Annotated in this window: 22 protein-coding genes; 20 read left to right on the top strand and 2 right to left on the bottom strand. The window is 65.6% G+C overall.

Features of this window, described 5'->3' with window-relative positions:
* Nucleotides 1-56 precede the first annotated feature (56 nt).
* Nucleotides 57-797, top strand: a complete 741-nt coding sequence (locus BMY69_RS09335; protein WP_143070444.1) for a S24 family peptidase — start codon at nt 57-59, stop codon at nt 795-797.
* Nucleotides 798-809: 12 nt separating this feature from the next.
* Nucleotides 810-1184 carry a PH domain-containing protein gene (locus BMY69_RS09340; RefSeq protein WP_090177447.1) on the top strand — a complete coding sequence of 125 codons (375 nt, stop codon included), beginning with the start codon at nt 810-812 and terminating at the stop codon, nt 1182-1184.
* 47 nt (nt 1185-1231) lie between these two features.
* Here BMY69_RS09340 and BMY69_RS09345 read toward each other — a convergent pair whose 3' ends face one another.
* Entirely contained in the window at nt 1232-1462 is a 231-nt protein-coding gene (locus BMY69_RS09345) for a hypothetical protein (protein WP_090177450.1), read from the bottom strand.
* 153 nt (nt 1463-1615) lie between these two features.
* Here BMY69_RS09345 and BMY69_RS09350 point away from each other — a divergent pair, with 153 nt between their 5' ends.
* The 14 genes from BMY69_RS09350 to BMY69_RS09405 are packed head-to-tail and all read left to right on the top strand — an operon-like array spanning nt 1616 to nt 10713.
* The gene (locus BMY69_RS09350) at nt 1616-1924 is read left to right on the top strand and encodes a hypothetical protein (protein WP_090177452.1); all 309 of its coding nucleotides are present in this window, start codon (nt 1616-1618) and stop codon (nt 1922-1924) included.
* Nucleotides 1921-2238 (top strand): hypothetical protein, encoded by a 318-nt coding sequence (locus tag BMY69_RS09355; protein ID WP_090177455.1) that lies wholly within the window; start codon nt 1921-1923, stop codon nt 2236-2238. Before BMY69_RS09350 ends, BMY69_RS09355 begins: the two co-directional genes overlap by 4 nt.
* Nucleotides 2235-2441: a hypothetical protein gene (locus BMY69_RS09360; protein WP_090177457.1), complete on the top strand. Its 207-nt coding sequence runs from the start codon at nt 2235-2237 to the stop codon at nt 2439-2441. Before BMY69_RS09355 ends, BMY69_RS09360 begins: the two co-directional genes overlap by 4 nt.
* On the top strand, nt 2438-2746 hold the full coding sequence (locus tag BMY69_RS09365) for a phiTE_072 family protein (RefSeq protein WP_090177460.1): 309 nt from the start codon (nt 2438-2440) through the stop codon (nt 2744-2746). The genes BMY69_RS09360 and BMY69_RS09365 overlap by 4 nt, the downstream gene beginning before the upstream one ends.
* The gene (locus tag BMY69_RS19650; protein WP_177191131.1) at nt 2743-2889 is read left to right on the top strand and encodes a hypothetical protein; all 147 of its coding nucleotides are present in this window, start codon (nt 2743-2745) and stop codon (nt 2887-2889) included. Before BMY69_RS09365 ends, BMY69_RS19650 begins: the two co-directional genes overlap by 4 nt.
* Nucleotides 2890-2925: 36 nt before the next feature.
* Complete coding sequence (locus BMY69_RS09370; protein ID WP_090177462.1) at nt 2926-3189, top strand: KTSC domain-containing protein; 264 nt, start codon at nt 2926-2928, stop codon at nt 3187-3189.
* A 52-nt stretch (nt 3190-3241) separates the two neighbouring features.
* The gene (locus BMY69_RS09375; RefSeq protein ID WP_218143153.1) at nt 3242-4312 is read left to right on the top strand and encodes a hypothetical protein; all 1071 of its coding nucleotides are present in this window, start codon (nt 3242-3244) and stop codon (nt 4310-4312) included.
* A complete protein-coding gene (locus tag BMY69_RS09380) occupies nt 4312-6069 on the top strand; it encodes a YqaJ viral recombinase family protein (protein ID WP_090177464.1) in 1758 nt (585 codons plus the stop codon). The genes BMY69_RS09375 and BMY69_RS09380 overlap by 1 nt, the downstream gene beginning before the upstream one ends.
* 3 nt (nt 6070-6072) lie before the next feature.
* Nucleotides 6073-6279, top strand: a complete 207-nt coding sequence (locus BMY69_RS09385) for a hypothetical protein (RefSeq protein ID WP_090177466.1) — start codon at nt 6073-6075, stop codon at nt 6277-6279.
* Entirely contained in the window at nt 6272-8230 is a 1959-nt protein-coding gene (locus tag BMY69_RS09390; RefSeq protein WP_090177469.1) for a DNA cytosine methyltransferase, read from the top strand. Before BMY69_RS09385 ends, BMY69_RS09390 begins: the two co-directional genes overlap by 8 nt.
* Complete coding sequence (locus BMY69_RS09395) at nt 8227-9312, top strand: DNA-methyltransferase (RefSeq protein WP_090177471.1); 1086 nt, start codon at nt 8227-8229, stop codon at nt 9310-9312. The genes BMY69_RS09390 and BMY69_RS09395 overlap by 4 nt, the downstream gene beginning before the upstream one ends.
* Nucleotides 9309-9476 carry a hypothetical protein gene (locus BMY69_RS19655; RefSeq protein ID WP_177191132.1) on the top strand — a complete coding sequence of 56 codons (168 nt, stop codon included), beginning with the start codon at nt 9309-9311 and terminating at the stop codon, nt 9474-9476. Before BMY69_RS09395 ends, BMY69_RS19655 begins: the two co-directional genes overlap by 4 nt.
* Nucleotides 9473-10435, top strand: coding sequence for a hypothetical protein (locus tag BMY69_RS09400; protein WP_090177474.1), 963 nt, complete (start codon nt 9473-9475; stop codon nt 10433-10435). Before BMY69_RS19655 ends, BMY69_RS09400 begins: the two co-directional genes overlap by 4 nt.
* Nucleotides 10432-10713: a hypothetical protein gene (locus BMY69_RS09405; protein ID WP_090177477.1), complete on the top strand. Its 282-nt coding sequence runs from the start codon at nt 10432-10434 to the stop codon at nt 10711-10713. The genes BMY69_RS09400 and BMY69_RS09405 overlap by 4 nt, the downstream gene beginning before the upstream one ends.
* Before the next feature lie 5 nt (nt 10714-10718).
* Here BMY69_RS09405 and BMY69_RS09410 read toward each other — a convergent pair whose 3' ends face one another.
* Nucleotides 10719-10967, bottom strand: a complete 249-nt coding sequence (locus BMY69_RS09410) for a hypothetical protein (RefSeq protein ID WP_090177480.1) — start codon at nt 10965-10967, stop codon at nt 10719-10721.
* On the opposite strand from BMY69_RS09410, the gene BMY69_RS09415 reads away from it, so the two are divergent.
* From BMY69_RS09415 to BMY69_RS09430, 4 genes are read left to right on the top strand one after another with little or no spacing between them, the layout of a single operon-like run.
* A complete protein-coding gene (locus tag BMY69_RS09415; RefSeq protein WP_090177481.1) occupies nt 10966-11691 on the top strand; it encodes a hypothetical protein in 726 nt (241 codons plus the stop codon). The two genes, BMY69_RS09410 and BMY69_RS09415, sit on opposite strands and share 2 nt — an antisense overlap.
* Nucleotides 11688-11891: a hypothetical protein gene (locus tag BMY69_RS09420; RefSeq protein WP_090177483.1), complete on the top strand. Its 204-nt coding sequence runs from the start codon at nt 11688-11690 to the stop codon at nt 11889-11891. Before BMY69_RS09415 ends, BMY69_RS09420 begins: the two co-directional genes overlap by 4 nt.
* The gene (locus tag BMY69_RS09425; RefSeq protein ID WP_090177485.1) at nt 11843-13006 is read left to right on the top strand and encodes an Arm DNA-binding domain-containing protein; all 1164 of its coding nucleotides are present in this window, start codon (nt 11843-11845) and stop codon (nt 13004-13006) included. The genes BMY69_RS09420 and BMY69_RS09425 overlap by 49 nt, the downstream gene beginning before the upstream one ends.
* Complete coding sequence (locus tag BMY69_RS09430) at nt 13003-13230, top strand: hypothetical protein (RefSeq protein ID WP_090177488.1); 228 nt, start codon at nt 13003-13005, stop codon at nt 13228-13230. Before BMY69_RS09425 ends, BMY69_RS09430 begins: the two co-directional genes overlap by 4 nt.
* The last annotated feature ends 183 nt before the right edge of the window (nt 13231-13413 follow it).

Consider the following 13413-nt stretch of genomic DNA (forward strand, 5'->3'; position numbering starts at 1 on the left):
TATAGATACCCCGGCGGATATTTACCGTGGTGGTAACTCCATTCACCATTGCGGTCATGGACGTCTACGAAGTTCGCTACCGCAACCTGAGATCGCTCATCGCGCAGATGGAGCGCGAGGCCGGCCGTTCTGGCGCGCGCGCCGGCGGACTCGTGATGCTTGCAGAGCGCTTGGGCAAGCAGCCTGCGCAGGTGAATCACTTCGCCAGCGAGAAGCGCGTCAAGAACATCGGCCCGAAGATCGCCCGCGAGATCGATGCGGCGTTTGGGCATCCAGAAGGATGGCTCGATCAGCCGCACTGGCCTGCGGACGAAGACGCGACCCAGCCAGACCCGTCGACTCGATCTCAGCAAGTACCGAGATTTGAGACTGACGGGAGCTATGTTCGATTCCCACTTCTGGAGGGATTCGCAGGCATGGGAAAGGGCGACTACGTAACGGACTACCCCGAAGTAGTCGAGAGCCTCCGCGTGTCGCGCGAGTGGGTCGAGCGCAAGCTGCCCGGCGTGCCCCCTGAAGCGATCCGCGTCATCACCGGCCGCGGCGACAGCATGCGGGGCCAGTACAACGACGGCGATCTGATTTTCATCGACACCAGGATTCGCACCTTCGACCAGGACTCCGCGTATTGCTTTCGCTGGGAGGGCCGCGTGCTGGTGAAGCGGCTGCAATTCGTAGGGCGCGGGATGCTGCGCATCCTCAGCAAGAATCCAGACTATCCCTCGATCGATGCACCAATCGACGAGATCGAGATCGGCGGGCGCGCACTTGCCGCGTGGACGCTCAGAGAGTTCTGACGAGGATCCGGCATGGGCCTGCTTGACCTGCTCAACATCAGCACGAAGACGGCAGTCGAGGACATCGCCAAGGAGTTAGAAGCGGTGCTGTCCCCGAACGAGACGATCGCGCACGCTTACAAGATGGTTCGCGACTATTTCGTGTTCACCAACTGGCGGCTGCTCATGGTGAACAAGCAGGGCGTCACCGGAAAGAAGGTGGAGTACCACTCTGTACCCTACCGATCCGTGACCCACTTCAGCGTCGAAACCGCAGGACATTTCGATCTGGAGGGTGAATTGAAGATCTGGGTCAGCGGGCGCGAACTGCCCTTCGAGAGATCATTTAGCGCGGGCACGAATATCCTCGAGGTTCAACGAGCGCTCGCAACGCATATCGGAAGCTGATGCTCCGAATCCCGCGAACCTGAGCCCCGCCGAGCGGGGCTTTTTTTTCAAGCGAGGTCGGGAACGGTTCCGTGCTGCTCAAGCACAATTGGATCCGCGTACTCCCCTGCCTCAGGGTCCGCCGTCTGCGCGAAGGCAATTACACCTAGGCACGTCTCGCCGAGCTTGGTCGCGCGGCGCCGCGCCTCCTCCTCCGTCTTGTATGCAGCTGGCGGGAGTGCCTCAACCCTGCCCCGCTTTCCCGCCGTGAAGCCCTGAACGATGTAGTGCGTTTCCATGCTGCCTCCTAGGTGGAAGCCAAGCATGCCGTGGCGACGTCTCAGATCGCGCGACCAAAGAGGTAATTTAAATTTACCTTCCGGGTATTGACATGGTTATACCTCCGAGGTAACTTTATCTCCAACGCCGGACCTCCCGGCTTGGAGAGCACCATGTCCCTCACCTTCGTCAGCGCCAACAGCCCGGCCTTCGCCGCCGGCGTGCGCATCGGCGGCCAGGCGGTCAAGGTCAACGACCTGCTCGCCGAGCTTGAGGCCGATACGGCTACGCCCGATTCCGTCTTGGTCAACGTGCGCTTGGCCTACGAGCTGCTGAATCAGGCTTCGCTTCACCTCTTCGAACGCGCTATCGACGTCGCCCGCGCCAAGGGCCACTACACGGCCATGGCCGCTGAAGCCGCCGGCGGCGTGCTTCCCCTCGACAGCATGCTCGATGCTGCCCACAACGGCGGTGCCGCATGAGCGCCTATACCGACCAGCAGCGCGAGGATGCCATCGAGGAAATGATGGGCATGCACCGCTACGTCGAGGACTTCCTGTTCGAAGGGGAAGCCGATCCGACGCAGCTGGTCAGCCTCCTGATGGTGCGCGACCTCCCGCTCCGCACCCGCGACCACCGCGACGACGCACTCGCTGACGCCTACGACGCGCAGCGCGAGATGTTCAGCGACGCCTTCCGCGCCTTCGCCTACCGCACGCAGGCCGGTCAGCCGCACAGCCGCGTCGACATGTTCCTCGACCACCAGCACGCCATCCACATGGAGTACGCCGCATGAGCACCGTCGTCCCGCCCACCCACATGCAGTACGCCCGCCGCATCCGCCGCTACGGCCGCCAGAACGGTGTGACGGAGGCCGAGATGCGCGCCGCGATTAAGTCAGGCATTCCGCTTCTGACGGAACGCACGCCCGAGTCGGTGTCGTACGAGTACGGCCGTCGCTTCCGCGACTTCGTGCCGACGGGGAGCACTGCGGCATGAGCGACGTCATCGACAAGATGCCGGTGCGCTGCATGCGCATCCACGCCCCGCGCCTCGACCCCGTTGTCGTGGTGTGGATCAACGAGGAACTGGGCAAGGGGCGCGTGATCGTCCAGTGCTACGACCAGGCGTGGACGGCCTACTGGGGGGCGATGGGCAACTGCACGTTGGAGCAGTTCTTTCTCGCCTGCGATGTCGACTACCTGACCGGTCGCTTCGGCCCTAAGCGGAAAGATGAGAGCTACCTCGAACGCATCGTCACTGCGATCCGGGAAGCGCTCAAGTCTCAGCAGGTTCCCGAATGAGCAACTACGACGACTACATGGCGCACATCCGTGCGGCAGCGAATGCGCGGAAGCCTCTCACGCGCGCCGAGTTGCAGTGCATCGGCGTTTACCTCGGCCTGGTTGCCGTCGCCGCGCTGATCGCGCTGGCGACCGGTCACTGATCTCGTAACGCCGGCAGCGCCGGCAAGGAATTCGACATGACGACGAACACCCGCATTGCCCTCAACCCGGTGGAGTCCTCGCAGATCCACAGCATCGGCCACGACGCCGCGACGAACACCCTCGCGATCCGCTTCAAGAACTACAAGGGCGAGGCGTCCTCGCTCTACCACTACAGCAACTTCACCGCCGCCGACTTCGCCGCGTTCCGTGACGCCGAGTCCATCGGCAAGCACTTCGGGCAGCACATCAAGCCCGCCACCGAGAAGCACCCGTATCGCCGGGTCGACTTCGAAGGCTGACCGCTCCTACCCCTCTCACACCATGCCGGTGCTCGCCGGCGAAGGAATACAGATGAACGCCCAGGCTAACGCCATCGCCGTTCGCGAAGACTTCGGCGGTTCCAGCACGACGCTCGCCGCCCCCGAAACCGCATCGTCCGCCGTCGCCGCGCAGGCGAAGGCCATGGTCGAGGCGCGCTACGTGATGGCGCTCCGCCGCCCGCGCCAGTGGGATCAGGTGCGGCAGGACCTCCTCAAGGAGTGCCGCCGCCCCAGCTTCGCGCACAACAAGTCGGCCTACTACCGGAAGCCAATCGGCCAGGGCGTCGAGGGGCTGGGCATTCGATTCGTCGAGGTGGCCCTGCGCTGCATGACGAACGTGCTGGTGGAAACCAGCATGATCTTCGAGGACGAATCCAAGGAAGTGCACCGCGTCTCGGTCACCGACCTGGAATCGAACGTCACGTACCCGCTCGACGTTCGCGTGACGAAGACGGTGGAGCGCGCCAAGCCCGATAGCGACGGCAGCTACATCAGCATGCGCAAGAACAGCTACGGCAAGAACGTCTACACCGTTCTGGGCACCGAGGACGACATCCTCAACAAGCGTGCCGCCCAGGTGTCCAAGGCGATTCGCACCCTCGGTCTGCGCATCATCCCCGGCGACCTTCAGGACGAAGCCGAGGAGATCATCAAGTCGATCCGCCTGGACGAAGCGGCGCGCGATCCCGACGCCGAGCGGAAGCGCATGGCGGACGCCTTCGCCGAGATCGGCGTGAAGGCCGCTGATCTCGCGAACTACCTCGGCCACTCCCTCGACACCTGCTCCCCCGCCGAGCTCGTGGACCTGCGCGGCATCTACGGCGCCATCCGCGACGGCGAGTCCTCGTGGAAGAGCGTCATGGACAACAAGGCCGAGCAGGCGGGCAAGTCGAGCGGCGGCGAGACGACCGCGCGGGCCAAGGAGCTTCCGACCTGCAGCGACGAGACGTTCGAGAAGAAGAAGACGGCGTGGCGCATGGCCGTGGAGACCGGCAACAAGTCGGTCAACGACCTCATCGCCATGATCGAAACGAAGGAACAGCTCACCAGCGACCAGAAGATGGAAATCGCGTCGTGGGCCACCGACGGGAGTGCCGAATAATGCGCGTCCATAACCTCCAGCAGGGCTCCGACGAATGGGCGGCGTTCCGCCTCAACCATCACGGCGCGAGCGAGGCTGCCGCCATGCTTGGCCTCTCGAAGCGGACCACGCGCTCCGAACTGCTGCGCATGAAGCACACCGGCACGCCGAAGGAATTCAGCGACTGGGTGCAGGAGAACATCCTCGATTATGGCCACCACGTCGAAGCGATGGCGCGGCCGCTGGTCGAGGAACTGATCGGTGACGACCTCTACCCGGTGACGTGCTCCGACGAGGACACCGGCGGCCACCTGTCCGCCTCCTGCGACGGCCTGACGATGGCGGGCGAAACCGCCTTCGAGCACAAGCAGTGGAACGGCGAGCTCGCCGCGGCCGTCGCCGCCGGCACTGTCCCGGACGACCACATGCCGCAGTGCCAGCAGATCATGATGATCACCGGGGCCAAGCGCGTCATCTTCACCGTCTCCGATGGAACGCGCGACAACTTCGTTTCGACGGAGGTGTGGCCTGATGCCCGCTGGTTCGAGCGCATCCGCGACGGCTGGGCCCAGTTCGACCGAGACCTCACCGATTACACGCTGCCCGAGCAGAAGCCGATGCTCGTCGCCGAGGCCGTGCAGGACCTTCCGGCCGTCGCCGTGCAGGTCATCGGCCAGATCTCCGTGCGCGAGAATTTCCGCGTGTTCGAGAGCGCCCTGCGCGACTTCCTCGACAACAAGCTGATCCGTGAGCCGCAGACGGATCAGGACTTCGTGGACCTCGACCAGCAGATCAAGGCCATGAAGAAGGCCGAAGACACGCTCAACGCCGCCGAGGCAATGATGCTCGCCCAGGTCGAGAGCATCGACCAGGCGAAGCGCCAGAAGGACATGCTCGCCAAGCTGGTGCGCGACAACCGCCTGATGGCCGAGAAGCTGCTGGAGAGCGAGAAGATCCGGCGCCGGCAGGAACGCATCGAAGCGGCTCGCAAGGCCTTCTCGGCGCACGTGGCCGATCTGCAAGGCTCCATCACCGGCCTGCGTCTCGACGTGGTGATGCCCGACTTCGCCGGCGCCATCAAGGGCCTGAAGACGCTCACCAGCATCGACGACAAGCTCGACACGGCGCTCGCGAACGGGAAGATTGCCGCCGACCGCCAGGCCAACGACTTCCGCGCCAAGCTGGCGTGGGTGGCGGAGCTCGCCGGGGAACACCGCGCGCTGCTCGCAGACCTTCAGCAGCTGGCAGTGAAGCCGATCGACGACTTCAAGCTCGCGGTGCAGTCCCGTATCGCCGACCACCTGCGCCGCGAGGAAGCTCGGCAGGAGGCGGAGCGCGAGCGGATCCGTCGCGAGGAGCGAGAGAAGATCGAGCGCGAGCAGGCGGAAGCCGAACGGGAGCGTCTGGCCGATGAGCGCGCGCGTGCGGAAGCCGAGGCAGCCGCAGAACGTGAACGCGCCGCCGCCGAGCTCGCGCCGGACGAGCCCACGCCCGATCCGGTCCACTCGGTTACCGCCGAACTGCGGGCGCTCGAAGAACCGATGCACTTCGATACGGCGCCCGCGGCTGGCCCGCGCCGCACGGTGAAGCTCGGCGACATCAACGCCCGCATCGCCCCGCTCTCGATCTCGGCCGACGGCCTGGCTTCCCTCGGCTTCCAGCCGGTCGGAACCGAGCGCGCCGCGAAGCTCTACGCCGAGGACGACCTGCTCGCGATCTACCGCGGCCTGTACGCCGTGATCCAGAACGCGGCCGGCGAACTGAAGAAGGCGGCATAGGCCATGCCCCGCACCGGCGACCTCTTCGACGGCTGGTTCGACAACCAGCAGACCCAGCAGCGCGAGCTCTGGCTCGACGGGAACCGCGGGCGCTACGCCCACCGCCGGTGCATCGAACCCAACCACCCATGGCGCGAGATGCGCGCGCCGTGGGGAACCCATCCCGACTTTCCGCAGAACGCCCATCAGGAGCGCCACGCACATGGCTGACGGCAACCGCCAGACCGGCTTCAACTTCCCCTCGCGCGCGACGCCCTCTCGCCTTCGCCCGGGCGAGATCGTCGTCGACTTCTTTGCCGGTGGCGGCGGCGCGAGCGAGGCGCTGCGTCAGGCACTCGGCCGCGACCCCGACGTCGCGGTCAACCACGACCCGGACGCGATCGCCATGCATGCGGCGAATCACCCGTTCACCCGGCACATGGAGGCCGACGTCTGGGCGGTCGACATCCTGCGCGAGGTTGCCGGTCGGCTCGTGGGCTGGTTCCACGCCTCGCCGGACTGCACGCACTTCAGCCAGGCGAAGGGCGGCCAGCCTCGAAGCAAGGCGACGCGCTCTCTGTCGTGGGTCGTGCTGAAGGTCGCTGGCACGCTGGCCCGCGCCGGTCTCGCGCCGCGCATCGTCAGCCTGGAGAACGTCGAGCAGATCCTGAAGTGGGGTCCGCTGGTCGCGAAGCGCGACAAGGCGACCGGCCGCGTCGTGAAGCTGGACGGCACGGTCGCCGCGCGCGGCGAGCGCGTGTCGGTCTGGGAGCAGTGCCTCGTTCCCGACAAGAAGCACGCCGGCCGGACGTGGGAGCACTTCGTCGGCGCGCTCCGCTCGCTCGGCTACGTCGTCGAGTGGCGGAAGCTCGTCGCGAGCGATTACGGCGCCGGCACCAGCCGTAAGCGCCTGTTCCTCGTCGCCCGCCGCGACGGCCAGCCGATCGTGTGGCCGGAGCCGACCCACGGCCCGGGCCGCGCCAACCCCTACGTCACCGCCGCCGACTGCATCGATTTCGCCGTGCCCTGCCCGTCGATTTTCGAGCGCAAGAAGCCGCTGGCCGACGCCACCATGCGCCGCATCGCACGCGGCGTGGACCGCTACGTATTGAAAGCCGCCGAACCGTTCATCGTGGGCGTCGGCGGGCGGCGCGGCCAGACCGCCGAGAGCAGCGTGCACGAGCCGGGCGCCACCACGACCGCGAAATACGACGCGGCGCTCGTGCAGCCCACGCTGGCACCGCTGATCACGCAGCACGCCCAGGCGTCGGTCGACACGAACAAGCCGGTCACCCGTCCGATCGGCACGATGTGCGCCGAGGTGAAGGGCGGCCATTTCGCGCTGATCGCGCCTACGCTGGTCCAGACGGGCTACGGTGAGCGGGCCGGCCAAGCGCCGCGGTCGCTGGACATCGAGAAGCCGATCGGCGTCGCCCCGGCCGGTGGTGTGAAGCACGCCGTCGCCGCCGCGCACCTGGTGAAGTTCCGTGGCGACAGCACCGGGACCGCAGCGGGCGCCCCGATGCCCACCATCACGTCAGGCGCGGGCGCTGCGCGGCCCGCCGGTGCGGCGCACGCCATGGGTGTCTCGACGGCGTACCTGGTCCGCCAGTTCGGGAAGTCCATCGGTGCCGACGCGAACGATCCCGTGGGCGCGATCACGGCGGGCGGCAGTGGCAAGACCTCGCTGGCTTCGGCGCACCTGGCGAAGCTGCGCGGCACGAGCTCAGCAGCTGATGTCGCCGACGCGCTGCACACCATCAGCGCAGGCGGCGAGCACCACGCGGTCGTCGAGTGCACGCTCAGCCCCGAGCACGAGGCGGGCGCGCTGCGTGTCGCCGCGTTCCTCATCAAGTACTACGGCACGGCGCGAGGCGTCGACATCGACGAACCTCTCGACACCGTGACCACGAAGGACCGCCTCGCGCTGGTCACTGTGTGGGTGCAGGGCAACCTGTACGTGATCGTTGACATCGGCCTGCGCATGCTCCGCCGTGAGGAACTTTTCCGCGCGCAGGGCTTCCCGGCCGACTACATCATCGATCGCACGGCCGACGGGCGGCCGCTGAGCATCAGCAAGAGCGTGCGTATGGTGGGCAACTCCGTGAGCCCGCCGCCGCTCCGCGCGATCGCTGAGGCGAACCTCGATGCGGCGTACGAAGACATGGCGGTCGCGGCATGACGGTGTCCATCATCACGGGTGACTGCCGCGACGTCCTTCGCACTCTGCCGGAGGCCTCCGCGCACACCTGCGTCACCAGCCCGCCCTACTTCGGCTTGCGCGACTACGGCGTCGACGGACAGATTGGACTGGAACCCTCGCCGGAAGAATTCGTGGCCGAGCTCGTAGCGGTGTTCCGTGAGGTTCGGCGAGTTCTAAGGGACGACGGTACGCTCTGGCTCAATCTCGGGGACAGCTACGCCGGATCGTGGGGCGCCCAGTCGCGCGGAAACACTGCGGGCGAGGCGTCATCGAAGCTCGAAGGCTCGTCGATGCTGGAAGCGCGCCGCATCAGCGCATACCCGCTCGGGACATCGGGCACCGGTAGCCTGAAGCGTACCCCTGGACTCAAGCCCAAGGACTTGATCGGTATCCCTTGGCGCGTTGCGCTGGCCCTTCAGGCTGACGGCTGGTATCTCCGTCAGGACATCATCTGGCACAAGCCGAACCCGATGCCGGAGAGCGTGCGCGACCGCTGCACGAAGGCGCACGAGTACCTGTTCCTCCTGAGCAAGTCCGAGCGCTACTACTTCGACCAGGCGGCGATATCGGAAGAACTGGAGCCGTCGAGCGTCGCGCGGCTGGCGCAAAACGTGGATGCCCAGATCGGTAGCGAACGCGTCCCCGGCAAGACCAACGGCACCATGCGCGCCGTGGGCGGTAGCCGCCGCAACTCGTTCGCCCGCGAAACGAAAGCGTCAGCTGGCGATCACGGCCAGAAACCACAGCATCGCCTCGACCGGGACGACGTCGACTATACCGGTCGCCGTAATCGCAGAAGCGTGTGGACGGTGGCCACCCAGCCGTTCAAGGAGGCGCACTTCGCGACATTCCCACCCGACCTGATCGAGCCCTGCATTCTTGCGGGCACGCCCGCCGGCGGCGTCGTGCTCGATCCGTTCGGCGGCGCTGGCACGACCGGGGTGGCGGCCGAGCGCTTGGGGCGAGACTCCCTTCTCATCGAACTGAATCCAGAGTACGCCGCGATCGCGCATCGCCGCACCATGCAGCGCGGCCTCACCCTGCCGGATCAAGCCGCATGAGCCCGAACGCCTACCGCCCCGAAGCCAGCGCCATCGCCGGCAAGGTCCACACATTCGTCTGCGGCGGGCACCAGGTGATGTCGATCGCCGCCGCGGAGTCCTACATCCAGAAACTCACCGACGCCGTCGAGCAGGCGAAGAAGCAGGAGGCCGAGAAGGCATGAGCACCGAAAACACCGCCGACGCAATCCTCGCCGCCGTGTGCGACGCCCTGCACATCGGATCGGCTGTCCGATCGATGGATGTCGTCATGACGAACATCGGCAACCTGCAGCGCCGTAGCGCATGCCTCGACGGTATCGAGCGCGCGTTCTTCACCGAAGAGGTTCCGGACGAAGATGATCCGAGTGAGTCGATAGACGAGTGCTCGCTCTCGTGGGGAGCCACGCCGGAACAGTACGTCGAGACGTTCGGCGAACTGCTGGCCGAGCGCGCGAAATCGGCGCAGCAAGCCGCCGAGCCTGTCGAGCAGCCGAGGTCGAAGTGGCCGAAAGGCGACGCGGCGTTTGCAGAGTCGACGGCCGCGTTGAACGCATACCTTGACCAACTGAAGCCCGAGCAGGCGGTGGGCGATGGGGTGACGTGGATCAGCCGCACGGCGTTGCCTATGGTGAATCCGGCGCAGATGGTTCGTATCGCGCAGAACTACGCGCGGGTGGACACCGATCACGCCTACACCAAGGTTCCGAACTTCATGCCCCACGACTGGGTCGTGGCCGCTATGTGCGCTGCCTACGATGCAGGGCGCCAGAACATCATCGACGGTACTCACATTGAGGGTTACACGCCCGAAGCCATCGAGAGCGTGCGCCGTATTTTCGCCCCGCGCCCGGCTGTCGTCACGGCTGGGGATGGGGTGACGGATGAGATGGTACGGCGTGCTACGGCGGCTTATGTCGATGCAGCGCCTAGCGATTGCCCTGTCGATGTGGTTCCTGCACGCATCCGGGCAGCGATCATCGCCGCCCACCCGCATACCGGGTATTCGGCGGTGCCGGAGGGGTGGAAGCTCGTGCCAGTCGAGCCGAGCTGGTCGATGGTCAAGGCAGGTAATGCGTCGGACGGAACGATGCTTGGCATCTACACGGCCATGATCGCCGCCGCGCCGGAGGGGCCGGAATGAACCAGGTGATCGTATTCCCGCGCGGCCAGCTATCGGCCGAGGACAAGGCCAGCATGCGCGAGATGGGCATCGCCGTCGTCGAGGCCGACGATCCGTCGAAGGTGGTCACCGTGATTCCGGTCGCGCCATCGGCGCCGGTCGCCAATCCGGACGACCTGACGATGGCGCTTCTGCACGGCCTCTCCGTCTCGAATTGGGACGAGCCGAAGGTGCTCTTCGTCAAAGAGCTGCACCGCCGAATGCTGGCCCGCGAGAAGACCAAGGCGGTGCAGTCGTGATTTGCCTACCAGGAGACTCCCTCACGGCGCTTGACCGCCTCTTGGGCTTCGAAGTAGGCCATGGCGTGCAGCGTGCCCTCGTCCCAGCTTCCGACCGGGATTGTCTCGCGTCGGGTACGTCCCGACACGGTCCCAATGGACTTCCCGTTCAATTCCACCTCCGCCGTCCAGTGGTACTCGCGGTCACCAAGCCTCTCGGTCATCCGGAGAGTGAATTTGCGGCCGTTAGCTTCGAATTCGTGGACCTTTCCCATGCGTGAACTCCCCATCCTGTTCAGTACGCCGATGATCCGAGCAATTCTCCAGGGCCGCAAGACGGTGACGCGGCGGGTGGTGAAGCGCCAACCTTGGGCTCATCACTGGGAACACGTGCCAGGATATGTCGGCGAGTTTCGCCACGAAGGTGGCAACCTCTGGCACTTCGCCCACCGCATCCCTCACAACCCGGAATGGGACCTCGAACGTCAGCAACGCGCGCCGTGCGCAGTCGGCGATCGGCTCTGGGTACGCGAGGCATGGCGAGCGGCAGCATCGCTCGACGCCCTCTCGGGATCCGCTATCGCCGACCGATGCATGGAGGCCGGCTACCGCAGGCCGTGGGCTCCAATCCGCTACGAGGCGGATGGCGCACGGAACAGCGCCAAGGACTGGCGGGAGTTTGGCTCGACGCCTGGCGAGGCCGCGCCGGGGCGCTACCGACATGCCCGCTTCATGCCCCGCTGGGCCAGCCGGATCACGCTCGAGGTAACCGCCGTGCGCGTGGAGCGGTTGCAGGACATCAGCGAGAAGCAGGCACACGCCGAGGGTGTCGACAACCACATGGCGGCCACCGCCGTGGGAAGCGACGCCACGCGCGGCGAGCTGCTACCGGCGACGGTCCACGGCTTCGCGCACCTCTGGGAATCGATCAACGGCGCCGGCAGCTGGTCCGCTAACCCGTGGGTATGGGCGGTGGAGTTCAGGAGGGTCGAACGATGAAGTACATGACCGTCGCCAAGTTCGCGGTCGAATCCGGCTACAGCGAGGAAGCCATCCGCGCCAAGATCAAGAACGGGGTGTGGCTCGAAGGGATGGTATGGAAGCGCGCGCCCGACGGCCGCGTCCTGATCAGCACAGAGGGATACGAGAGATGGGTGGAAGGGCGAACGGTGTCCGACCTGCAACGCAAAGCAGCATAGCGATCGACTTCTACTACCAGGGCGTGCGATGCCGGGAACGGATCCGGCTTCCGCCCACGAAGGCCAACCAGCGGTACGTCGAGAATCTCAAGGCGCAGATCCTAGCCGAGATCGCCCGCGGGACGTTCGACTACGCGAAATACTTCCCCGACAGCAACCGTGCTCGCACGATGGCGAAGACGCCAGGCGCGGCTATTACGATTGGAGAGGCACTGGATCGCTGGCTCGATGGCCGGCGTGGCGAGCTGACGCACACGACTTTCCGGGACTACGAGCTGGCTATCGCGAGGGTGTGGAAACCGGCCTTCGGCGCGAAGCGCCTTTCGGAGCTGACGCGCTCCGACCTGAAGGCTTGGGTGGCAGCGCAGACGTGCGGCCTGAAGCGCATCAGCAATCTGCTCCTGCCGATGCGAGGCATGTACGACGCCGCCATGGATGACGAACTCATCCAGACGAATCCTTTCACGGGATGGACGCCGAAGAAGGTCGAGCCACCGAAGGAGGAGGACGACGTCGACCCGTTCGACCAGGCGGAAGTGGCGGCGATCCTTGCCGCATGCGAGGGGCAGGTCCGTAACCTGTTCCAGTTCGCCTTCTGGACGGGGCTGCGCACGAGCGAGCTCATCGCCCTCCGGTGGGACGACATCGACCTCGCCGGCAGAACGATGACGGTTCGCCGGGCGAAGGTTCGGAAGCAGGTCAAGGCGCCGAAGACGCGGGCGGGCCGGCGCGTGATCACTCTGCTCCAGCCTGCCTTGGATGCTTTGCAGGCCCAGCGGGTCCACACCCAGCTTGCCGGAAAGGAGGTGTTCCTGAACCCGCGTACCGGCGAGCCGTGGCTGCACGACGGCCCGATCCGCAAGACGGCGTGGCAGCCTGCCCTACGCCGGGCGCAAGTGCGTTACCGCTACCCATACCAGACGCGGCACACCTTCGCGTCCACGCTGTTGTCCGCTGGCGAGAACCCCGTGTGGGTTGCCTCGATGATGGGGCACAAAGACTGGGCTATGATTATCAAGGTTTACGGGCGCTGGATACCATCCATCGCCCCTGACGCGGGGGCAAAGGTAGCAGCCCTTTGGAATCAAGCATCCACATTAAAGGACGTAAAGTGAGCATCGCAAAGTTATCTGTCTACGAGTTGTCCACCCTCGCGCAAGCTGGCGGCGGGTTCACCGTAAGCATTGCTGGCAAGAGCGCCTACGAGCTAGGTCTCATCGCAGCGGCAGCGGCAAACGGCGGCGCTCGTGTGACATTCACTGATGTAGGCAGACTTAGCGCCTACGAACTAGGCACGATCGCCAAGGCTGGTAAGGGCTTGGTTGCGTTCGTCGACTGACTGGGCGAGTTCTAGTCACTAGTTATATTCAAATCTTTGATTTGGCTACATGGAACGCGGGTTCGACTCCCGCCACCTCCACCATCTCGACGCTCGGGCCAGGATTACTCCTGGCCCGATTGCGTTTTGCTTCGATGTCGTCGTGTGCGCGCTGCGGACGTACCGCGGACGCTTCCGCGATAC

This window comes from Luteibacter sp. UNC138MFCol5.1, from assembly GCF_900110505.1.
Taxonomy (GTDB): Bacteria; Pseudomonadota; Gammaproteobacteria; order Xanthomonadales; family Rhodanobacteraceae; genus Luteibacter.

Excerpts from the sequence above, each read along its gene's own strand:
- BMY69_RS09335 (WP_143070444.1), top strand. The coding sequence starts at position 57 with ATGGACGTCTACGAAGTTCGCTACCGCAACCTGAGATCGCTCATCGCG.
- BMY69_RS09340 (WP_090177447.1), top strand. The coding sequence starts at position 810 with ATGGGCCTGCTTGACCTGCTCAACATCAGCACGAAGACGGCAGTCGAG.
- BMY69_RS09345 (WP_090177450.1), bottom strand. The coding sequence starts at position 1,462 with ATGGAAACGCACTACATCGTTCAGGGCTTCACGGCGGGAAAGCGGGGC.
- BMY69_RS09350 (WP_090177452.1), top strand. The coding sequence starts at position 1,616 with ATGTCCCTCACCTTCGTCAGCGCCAACAGCCCGGCCTTCGCCGCCGGC.
- BMY69_RS09355 (WP_090177455.1), top strand. The coding sequence starts at position 1,921 with ATGAGCGCCTATACCGACCAGCAGCGCGAGGATGCCATCGAGGAAATG.
- BMY69_RS09360 (WP_090177457.1), top strand. The coding sequence starts at position 2,235 with ATGAGCACCGTCGTCCCGCCCACCCACATGCAGTACGCCCGCCGCATC.
- BMY69_RS09365 (WP_090177460.1), top strand. The coding sequence starts at position 2,438 with ATGAGCGACGTCATCGACAAGATGCCGGTGCGCTGCATGCGCATCCAC.
- BMY69_RS19650 (WP_177191131.1), top strand. The coding sequence starts at position 2,743 with ATGAGCAACTACGACGACTACATGGCGCACATCCGTGCGGCAGCGAAT.
- BMY69_RS09370 (WP_090177462.1), top strand. The coding sequence starts at position 2,926 with ATGACGACGAACACCCGCATTGCCCTCAACCCGGTGGAGTCCTCGCAG.
- BMY69_RS09375 (WP_218143153.1), top strand. The coding sequence starts at position 3,242 with ATGAACGCCCAGGCTAACGCCATCGCCGTTCGCGAAGACTTCGGCGGT.
- BMY69_RS09380 (WP_090177464.1), top strand. The coding sequence starts at position 4,312 with ATGCGCGTCCATAACCTCCAGCAGGGCTCCGACGAATGGGCGGCGTTC.
- BMY69_RS09385 (WP_090177466.1), top strand. The coding sequence starts at position 6,073 with ATGCCCCGCACCGGCGACCTCTTCGACGGCTGGTTCGACAACCAGCAG.
- BMY69_RS09390 (WP_090177469.1), top strand. The coding sequence starts at position 6,272 with ATGGCTGACGGCAACCGCCAGACCGGCTTCAACTTCCCCTCGCGCGCG.
- BMY69_RS09395 (WP_090177471.1), top strand. The coding sequence starts at position 8,227 with ATGACGGTGTCCATCATCACGGGTGACTGCCGCGACGTCCTTCGCACT.
- BMY69_RS19655 (WP_177191132.1), top strand. The coding sequence starts at position 9,309 with ATGAGCCCGAACGCCTACCGCCCCGAAGCCAGCGCCATCGCCGGCAAG.
- BMY69_RS09400 (WP_090177474.1), top strand. The coding sequence starts at position 9,473 with ATGAGCACCGAAAACACCGCCGACGCAATCCTCGCCGCCGTGTGCGAC.
- BMY69_RS09405 (WP_090177477.1), top strand. The coding sequence starts at position 10,432 with ATGAACCAGGTGATCGTATTCCCGCGCGGCCAGCTATCGGCCGAGGAC.
- BMY69_RS09415 (WP_090177481.1), top strand. The coding sequence starts at position 10,966 with ATGCGTGAACTCCCCATCCTGTTCAGTACGCCGATGATCCGAGCAATT.
- BMY69_RS09410 (WP_090177480.1), bottom strand. The coding sequence starts at position 10,967 with ATGGGAAAGGTCCACGAATTCGAAGCTAACGGCCGCAAATTCACTCTC.
- BMY69_RS09420 (WP_090177483.1), top strand. The coding sequence starts at position 11,688 with ATGAAGTACATGACCGTCGCCAAGTTCGCGGTCGAATCCGGCTACAGC.
- BMY69_RS09425 (WP_090177485.1), top strand. The coding sequence starts at position 11,843 with ATGGGTGGAAGGGCGAACGGTGTCCGACCTGCAACGCAAAGCAGCATA.